Raw genomic sequence first — 8,092 nt, forward strand, 5'->3', positions numbered from 1 at the left:
AAAGGATGTCGCTTCTATCCCTCACGCTGTATACCGTTCTGAAAATAAAGCATCTATTTTATTTCCTTTTTGGTTTCCTGTTTTCAAATTCAAAAGATGTTTCGGCTTTATCGTTCATGATGACATAGGCATTGAATTTATTGCCCGAATTGCTTTTCATACCTTTGATAAGGCTGGTCTTTCCTTTGGTCACAAGGCTTTCTATATCGGAAAGGCTCAACGGTACTCCGCATACAGTACGGAATTGAAGCCAAGCACAAGCCTCATCCGAGCATTTTACAACCTTGTTCCAAATCAATAGCTCACGGCTTTTGCATTTAGGGCAGGTCAGTTCGGGTTGTTTTTCTTTGCCAATGCCCGTTACTAAAAGCTCCCGTGTAATGGACGTGGCATAGGCTTCCATATCTCGGTGAAAAGCACCGGCACCTGCCTCGTTATTTTCGATTTTTTGCAATGCCATTTCCCATTCGGCGGTCATGGCTACATCCGCAATCTTTTTGTCCTTTACAGCCCCGTAAACCTGCAATCCCTTATCGGTGGGGATAAGGGATTTCTTTTCACGCCGAATGTAATCTCTCTTAAAGAGTGTTTCTATAATGGAGGCTCTTGTGGCAGGCGTACCGATACCGATGTCTTTTAGAGCTTTCCGTTCGTCCTCGTTGTCAATCTCTTTTCCGGCATTTTCCATTTCGGACAACAGACCTGCCTCGGTATAAAGCACAGGTGGTTTGGTTTGCTTTTCCAATACCGATGCCTCTTTGATTTTCAGTTCATCACCTACCTTTAACTCCGGCAGTTCCTGCACAGGCTCGCTGTCCTCATCTATAAATTTATTTTTGATGCCACGCCATCCGGCTTCTAATATTTTACATCCTTTCAATGTGAAATCATAGTGCAATGCCTGCAATCCGATGTCGGTTATTTCTTTGGTATAGGCAGATGAAAGGGTTTCCAGTAGGCGGAGCGCAATCATATCATATATCACATTTTCGTGTGCAGACAGTTCGGATGGGATTTTTTCGGTAATCAGCAGACCGTGGTGGTCTGTGACCTTTACGTCATTCACAATACGTTTATTGAAACGACCCCATTTCACTTTTCCAACCGCTTTTCTGCAGGAAGCCCTCGCTTCCAAACTCCTTACCAGTGCAGGGATTTCCGACCATATATCTTCGGGAATGTATTTACTCCCTGTACGTGGATAGGTGATAAACTTTTTTCATAGAGACTTTGGGCAATGTTCAATGTTTCCTCGGCAGTATAGGATGCTCTTTTGTTGGCTTCTTTCTGCAACCCCGTAAGGTCGAACAGCAGAGGCGGTTGTTCCGAAACCGTTTTGCTTTCGATTGCCGTAACGATGGCTGTACCGGCACGTTGGACAGATTTCAAGGTATCGTCAGCGAGTTTTCTGTCATTCCATTTGGTTTTGGAAAGGCTATTAAGGTCAACAAATTCTTTACGGTGTTGCAACTGGATTTGGAAGTATTTTTTGATAGCAAAATCTTTATTTTCCAAATACCGCTTACAGATAAGGGCAAGCGTAGGCGTTTGTACTCTACCAAGCGAGTAAACGCCACGCCCTGCCGAAATACTCAACGCCTGCGAGGCATTGATACCCACAAGCCAGTCGGCTCTGCTACGTCCTTGTCCGGCACGGTACAGTCCGTCAAAATCGCTTCCGGCTTTTAGGTTTTCAAAGCCCTGCTTAATCGCCTTTTCGGTGAGCGAGCTTATCCATAGACGTTCAAAGGGTTTCCGGCATTTTAGGTATTCGTAGATGTACCTAAAGATGAGTTCGCCCTCACGTCCGGCATCGGTGGCTACGATAATACTATCGCAACTACTGATGACCTTTTCGATAATCTTCAACTGTCTTAATGCTCCGCTATCGGGAACATAACTTTTTCCCTTTTTTATCTTTCGTACCGTAAGTATAAAAGGGTCGGGCAATATGGGCAGGGCTTCCCTTTGGAAGCCTGATACACCATAGTCTTCGGGCATAGCCAGTCCGACCAAATGACCCAATGCCCACGTAACTTGATAGCCGTTCCCTGTGAGGTAACCATCCCGTTTTTCGGTCGCCCCCAACAGGGCAGCTATTTCCCTCGCCACACTTGGCTTTTCTGCAATGATTGCTTTCATAATACTTTACTTTTTTAGTGGTTATCTTCTTACCCCTTTGGATTTAGCCGTAATATTAGGGAAGTTCTGCCGTTGCTGTTGTGTTCTGGTTTTCGGCTTTTGTTGCTCTGGTTTTAGCGGTTCTTTGATGTGCTTGGTCGCCTCATTGGTTTTCCCATCGGAGTTTACGGCAACCTGTGTTTTGTACGCTTCGGTAGGCTGTGCCTTATTTTTCAGCGCATTGGGGTTTTTAAAGCTAAAACCATAGCCTCCCGTTTCCTTGTTCAGCGTGACATACCCTTTATAGGGGTTTCCCTGTCCGTCTTTGAAATCCGAAACGTAGAGTGTCTTGCCCTCGGTGAGTTGCTTGTATTGTTCATCGGAGAACGTTTTGCCACGATAGTATTTCGGGTCGTTTTCCTGTGTCTGCTTGGGTGCTTTATCACCAAAGAGAAACTCCGTATATTTTTTGTCGGCATTGAACTGCACATGGGCATTTTTGTTCGTACTGTTCTTAAAATCCAACCCCTCCAAATAAATGGCTTTCCCTTCTTTCAAATCCCGTTTTTGGTCTTCGGTCAATTTAACACCCTTAATCTCATCGGGTATTTTTATTCTTTCCTGCCGGAATGCGATAACCTCATTCGTTAGGTGGTCGATACTGATAACGGATGGTATCTTTTCACCTGTTTTGGGGTTGGTCAATTCCACCACACACCCCATGTTTCCAGTTTTGAGCAGATTTTCTTTGTCCTCTTTGGTAAACTCGTGACCAAAGAAAGGAGCTTTGAGATTGGGTTCGTGGCGCACTCCATACATGACAAATACAGGTTTTCCGTTTTCACCGTCTTGGAAACCGAGCCTTGCTTCCGAGCGCATGATAGCAGAACCAAAGTTGACACTTATGGGATATACCTTGTTGGTTTTATAGCCCTTTAATAGCAAATCCAACTGACCGTCTTTTTCAATTTTCTCTTTGTTTATACCGAATTGTCCTAAAGTTTTCCAGTCTACATCTTCTACCTTATAGCGGTATTCGTTTTTCTCCTGTGCTTGCTGTGTCTCCGGTGTAGCCTGTGGTTTTTCCACATCCTTTTTGGTTTCCTGTTGTTGCTCCTTTGGCTCTTTGACCTCATGTTTTACCATGACAGCCTCGCCCTCTTTAGTGGGGGCATCGACCTGTTTCTGCATTTCTTTAGCTGTCTCGACCGCTTCCTTTGCAGGCACTTTAAAGAATGATAAATGGGTTGGGTCTTTTAGCTGTCGCCAGAAGTTGGAGAAGAAATTTGTAAACAAATCTCCGGCTCTGTCAACCCGCATGAATTGGCTTTGGTTTTTCTTGGTTGCATCAACGGTTTTTAGTTTACCGTTTTCGTCTACACCCGTGACGGCTTGGATTTTCTTTTTCTCCTTATCCATCACCAGCAGCACATCCGAAAGCTGTTCGGGGTATTGCTGTGGATTTTCAATTGTCTGTTCGCTCATGATATTGATTATTTAAAGTTTATTGTCCGAAAGTACGTGAAGCAGGTACGGCAAAGCCTTACCCGTCTTTACGTGGTAGGGTTTGTCATCGGTTTTCTTTTGTACGCCGTATGGGTGCTTTGAAACTTTCCCTAATGAACTGGTGTACATCCGATAGCTTGTAGTACAGTTTTCCGCTAATGGTGTAATACGGTAGCTTGCCTGTGGAGCGGTAACGTTGCAAAGAACGGTGACTGATTTTCAGCATGAGGAGCAGGTCTTGGTTGTCCAGTAATTCCTCGCCGTCTATGCTGTGGCGTTCTTTCTTGATGTTTAGGACGTACTCTTTCAAAATGTCAAAGCGTTCCATGATACGTTCCATCCATGCGATAAATTCCATTCTGTCGATGTTCATAATAATTCCTTTTTAATGATTTCTAACACCACAAAATTGGAGCGATTGGCGGAGGCTGTCGTCCGATACGTGTCTATCTAAACGGCACTTTTCTCATTTTTTTTCAATTCGTGTAAAGTGCCATTTTGATAGTTTTTTGGCATTTTTGGTCAATCGGTCGACATCAAATCCAATGGATTTGCCGATAGACACATATAGGCAAATGGATAAAAAAAAAGACAGCACCGATTGATGCTGTCCTTATGGTGGAAAAAGAAAATAAGAATTATGGATTGTCTTCCCTGTCCATATATTCCTCTAAACTGTATTTCAGTTGGTCTAAAAACAATGTCCGTGAGCCTGCTCGGGTTTTCATTCTATGGAAGCTGTTGTGTATATCGTTCAGTGAAACACGGAACAGGATTTGGAATACCATGCTGATTTTTCGGATGCCTATTTTCCCGTGCGAAATGGCATCGTAGGCATAGAGTGCATAAATCAATTCGATAAGTCCATTTTTTGTCTGTGTCCAAAAGAAGTCTTTTGTTTCCTCGTGTTGTAGCAGAATATCTGGATTTTGTTCGGGGCTTAACTTTGTCGTCAGATAATTATAGATTAGTTCGTTGGCGATGATTTTCGCCACTTTATAATCAAAGTAAGTCGAAAATTTCGGGTCGATTTCAAATACGAAGCTGTTCAGACCGTCATAGCAGTTTATTTTTCCAAGTGTGAAATATTGCTCATCATGGTCGGTTCTACCAGAACGGTAGTAGCGGTAAAAATCGGAATTGCAGACATGTTCGGTATATTCGAGTTTCAAGTCTCGCAGGTGCATGGAGAAATAGCTCTCATATATTTTTCCATTGCTTGCAGGGCATGCGGTTTCAATCCTGAATATCTTGTTATAATAGATAAGTTTTCCGAGTAAGGTAGGTTTTATCTGTTTAAAGAAAAGGATTTCGTCTTCTTTGGTTTTGAAACCCTCGTTTACAATATCTTCTTTAATGTTACCAAGAAGTTCTTTCAGATAAACTGTCATCTCATAAGCCTCCTCCATAAAATTGGAAGCCTCAGCCGATAATTTCTGCTCCTGTTTCTGTATGTCGGAGACGATTTTGTGCAATAGGTGTCTCATAATATTTAAAGGTTTATTAAATAAAGCCACTCCTCCTACACAAATTTTAACATTAGTAATGAGCTTTTTTCATGAGACAGGACGAAGTCAGGGAAGATTTTTTTATTGGTTTTCTTATTCGTCAGGATATTTGGTCGGGAGCAATGGGAATTTCAGTAAATTTAAAATCAATATGGAGGGAATAAAAAGTTTAAAGGTGTTATATGGTTATCAGGATGTTTTTAATGCATCCCTACCGAGCGATACATTTTCACTGTTGCGAAAATACTCAACAAAAAATATACTTATAAAAATTGCATATATAAACGCTATAATATATGACTTAAAGGAAGAAGAACATGACAGGAGGATTTTTAAGGAGGTTCTGTTTGGTGAAATGTCTATTGTCAAAAAATTAATAGATTATCTTGATGATAAAACGAGCAATGGTAGCTTTTTCGCCTCTGCTCATTTATCTGAACTAATAAAAGATGCCTTAAATAACTACAATGAAAGTCAGCAAGAGGATTTGTCATACCCAGAATTTGCTCTTGATCTTTTCAAAACCATACTCATTTATAATGAAAAGTATAACGACAAATTAGATGCTACCAGCAATTTGACTAGTTTTAGAGATGTATTTGCGTTAGATGCATTACAGCAATATTACATACGAGCCACGACACCAATAACATACCTTTTAAAATTTGCGTTCATGTGCAATTTTAAGCGATGATATACAGCTAAGAACTGAAACTATAAGTTTCTGTCAAGACTACGGTATGGCTTCTCCTTGGAACATTGCCAAATTTTTGATAGGATTATATACAGATACGGATAAGAATAATGCAAAATTTGTTTTAGAGAAAACAGCCATTCCAACTGACTTTCTCAAAGACTGGACAATAGGAAAAGAGTATATAACACAAAGAAAGAAATTAACTCTGAATTTTGATGTTATACCAAGACCATTATTTGAGAACAATGAAGAAGAACTAATAATACTTGATTTCAATTTTTTTCAATACACGATAGACCAAGGTTTTTTCTTTAGGATTTTCAAAAAAACTATTGAACCATCCGGAAGTAAATTGAGCAATTTAAATAATTTTTTGTCTTACATTGGCAAAAAATATTTTGAGGACTATCTCTGTAAAATTCTACTTCAAAAAATATTTTCCCATAAACAACAGATAGTCCACAGTGACAATAAATATCAAGATTTTCTCATAAAGACATCATCAGACAATCTCCTCGTCATAGAAGCAAAAATGACAAACGTCAATGCAAAGGATATTGAAAATATTGATTTTGATGCGTTTAAAAAAAAGATAGAGGATAATTTTATAAGTAAGAAGGAAGCAAGTGGAAAAATAAGGGTGTTTATCAGATATTACATCAACTAAAGCAAATTTCTGACGATACAAATCAAGATGAAGTGTCGGGCATTTTCAAAATTAAAACCGCTAAAAAGCTGAATATTTACCCAATCTTGCTCACCTCAGATACAAATTATAATGTATTTGGCACAAATCTGTTTATTAATGAAAAATGTTCAGTAGATTTTGACGATGTGAGGAAGAAATTTCAAACTGTCAAACCTGTTCTTGTTCTAAATGTGAATACATTAATAAAGTATTTTGGCTATTTCAAAACCAATAAAGATAGCCTTACAGACTTAATCAAAGGCTATTTCAAGGAGATTGATAAGAGAAAAAAGAAATATCAATCAGACAAAAATGATATATACAGCTACTTAGCGTCATCAATATCTTTCGATAACTATCTGCAAAAAAACTGAAAGACGAGACTATTGTTAACCTTTCTAAACCATTTTTAGCAGACTTTGCAACGGAGCTATCAGGTCTTGATTTTTCACGAACTTCCTCAAAGTAAATGCATTAGAAAAAGAAAGGGGCTCAATTAATTTATAGATATGTTATTTAAAGAGCTGTTAGACAGTAAATACAGAGAATTGCGAATAGAGTTTGATAAACTATATCAACTTATTCTAGAAAGGCAAACACATGACAGTGATTTATTACTAGTCCATTTAAATGGCTTCTATAATCCAGAAGTATATAGTTGGGATAATCTCAAAGAAAAAATGAGCCCTTATATGTTTGGCATTAACCATGATGGGCATTCAGAAAATACACATCATTCTTTTATAGGTCAATATATTAAGCATAATATTTCACTAGAAACATTAGGAAATCATTTATTGAACTTAGAATACAGCGAAGAAAAGCGAGTGGAAATTGACCGCTTAAATTTTGATGAAGCGATATCTATACAAACTGAAATGTTGATTTACTTGAAAATATGGGAATCGGATACATTTATCAAGAAATTTTTCCAACTTGCTAATCTTTCTGTCGGAGGCGATTACGATTGGCATTATAAGCTTCAAACAACTAGTAGGGAAAAAGGAGCTACCGGAACGAGAGATTTTATTATTCGTACTAAAATCCGAGATAAGTTTAAGGCTTCTATTCCAAGAATATATAATTCATTTAAAAACAGTTACAGTTTTCAAATCAGAAACTCGATAGCTCATTCTCAATATTCAATATTGGGTAGGAGCATTTTGTTGAATAATTATGTAAAAGAGGACCTATATAGTCAACTTCGTAATCAATCTTTTGAAGAATGGACGGAGAGATTTCATGAAACTTTAGTCTTCTACACTCTGTATCATGAACTATTGGATGTCATTAATGATAATTATGGCATATTAGCCTCGCAGATGGATAATGCCATACCAATACGTATTTCAAGAAAAGACCCGAAGGAAGAAATAGAATATAGAACAATACATTATAGGTCAGTGTTTAAGGATTGGGGATGGTATCCAGACGAGTAATTACCTTTTTAATTTCTGTTTATAAATCACTTTTTCATTTAAATCATGTTGATAAGGGCTATCTTTCAATTGGTTTAATCTCCTTAAATCTTCCAAAAAAGAGTTCGAGTTTTGTACCAGTGGGTTCACAAAA

General features: G+C 38.7%; 6 protein-coding genes and 1 pseudogene. 3 read left to right on the forward strand and 4 right to left on the reverse strand.

Going from position 1 to position 8,092, the window contains the following annotated elements; translation table 11 throughout:
- Window positions 1–58: 58 nt before the first annotated feature.
- The 4 genes and pseudogenes from L950_RS22865 to L950_RS22880 form a co-directional block, all read right to left on the reverse strand.
- Window positions 59–2,142: pseudogene (locus tag L950_RS22865) on the reverse strand (DNA topoisomerase).
- A gap of 21 nt (window positions 2,143–2,163) precedes the next feature.
- Window positions 2,164–3,606 (reverse strand): DUF3945 domain-containing protein, encoded by a 1,443-nt coding sequence (locus L950_RS22870; protein WP_021190921.1) that lies wholly within the window; start codon window positions 3,604–3,606, stop codon window positions 2,164–2,166.
- 85 nt (window positions 3,607–3,691) lie between these two features.
- Entirely contained in the window at window positions 3,692–4,000 is a 309-nt protein-coding gene (locus L950_RS22875) for a helix-turn-helix domain-containing protein (RefSeq protein ID WP_013632691.1), read from the reverse strand.
- 265 nt (window positions 4,001–4,265) lie between these two features.
- On the reverse strand, window positions 4,266–5,114 hold the full coding sequence (locus tag L950_RS22880) for an RteC domain-containing protein (protein WP_031288827.1): 849 nt from the start codon (window positions 5,112–5,114) through the stop codon (window positions 4,266–4,268).
- Between the two features lie 172 nt (window positions 5,115–5,286).
- Here L950_RS22880 and L950_RS22885 point away from each other — a divergent pair, with 172 nt between their 5' ends.
- The 3 genes from L950_RS22885 to L950_RS22900 all read left to right on the forward strand — a co-directional run bounded on the left by L950_RS22885 (window position 5,287) and on the right by L950_RS22900 (window position 7,959).
- The gene (locus L950_RS22885; protein WP_156169821.1) at window positions 5,287–5,829 is read left to right on the forward strand and encodes a hypothetical protein; all 543 of its coding nucleotides are present in this window, start codon (window positions 5,287–5,289) and stop codon (window positions 5,827–5,829) included.
- Entirely contained in the window at window positions 5,801–6,499 is a 699-nt protein-coding gene (locus L950_RS22890; RefSeq protein ID WP_021190924.1) for a hypothetical protein, read from the forward strand. Before L950_RS22885 ends, L950_RS22890 begins: the two co-directional genes overlap by 29 nt.
- 530 nt (window positions 6,500–7,029) lie before the next feature.
- Window positions 7,030–7,959 carry a hypothetical protein gene (locus tag L950_RS22900; RefSeq protein ID WP_021190926.1) on the forward strand — a complete coding sequence of 310 codons (930 nt, stop codon included), beginning with the start codon at window positions 7,030–7,032 and terminating at the stop codon, window positions 7,957–7,959.
- Window positions 7,960–8,092 lie beyond the last annotated feature (133 nt).

Origin of the sequence: Sphingobacterium sp. IITKGP-BTPF85, assembly GCF_001006065.1 — a bacterium.
GTDB classification, from domain to species: domain Bacteria; phylum Bacteroidota; class Bacteroidia; order Sphingobacteriales; family Sphingobacteriaceae; genus Sphingobacterium; species Sphingobacterium anhuiense.

What these genes read in the sequence shown, in the direction of transcription:
- L950_RS22880 (WP_031288827.1), bottom strand. Translation starts at nt 5,114, where the DNA reads ATGAGACACCTATTGCACAAAATCGTCTCCGACATACAGAAACAGGAG.
- L950_RS22900 (WP_021190926.1), top strand. Translation starts at nt 7,030, where the DNA reads ATGTTATTTAAAGAGCTGTTAGACAGTAAATACAGAGAATTGCGAATA.
- L950_RS22875 (WP_013632691.1), bottom strand. Translation starts at nt 4,000, where the DNA reads ATGAACATCGACAGAATGGAATTTATCGCATGGATGGAACGTATCATG.
- L950_RS22885 (WP_156169821.1), top strand. Translation starts at nt 5,287, where the DNA reads ATGGAGGGAATAAAAAGTTTAAAGGTGTTATATGGTTATCAGGATGTT.
- L950_RS22870 (WP_021190921.1), bottom strand. Translation starts at nt 3,606, where the DNA reads ATGAGCGAACAGACAATTGAAAATCCACAGCAATACCCCGAACAGCTT.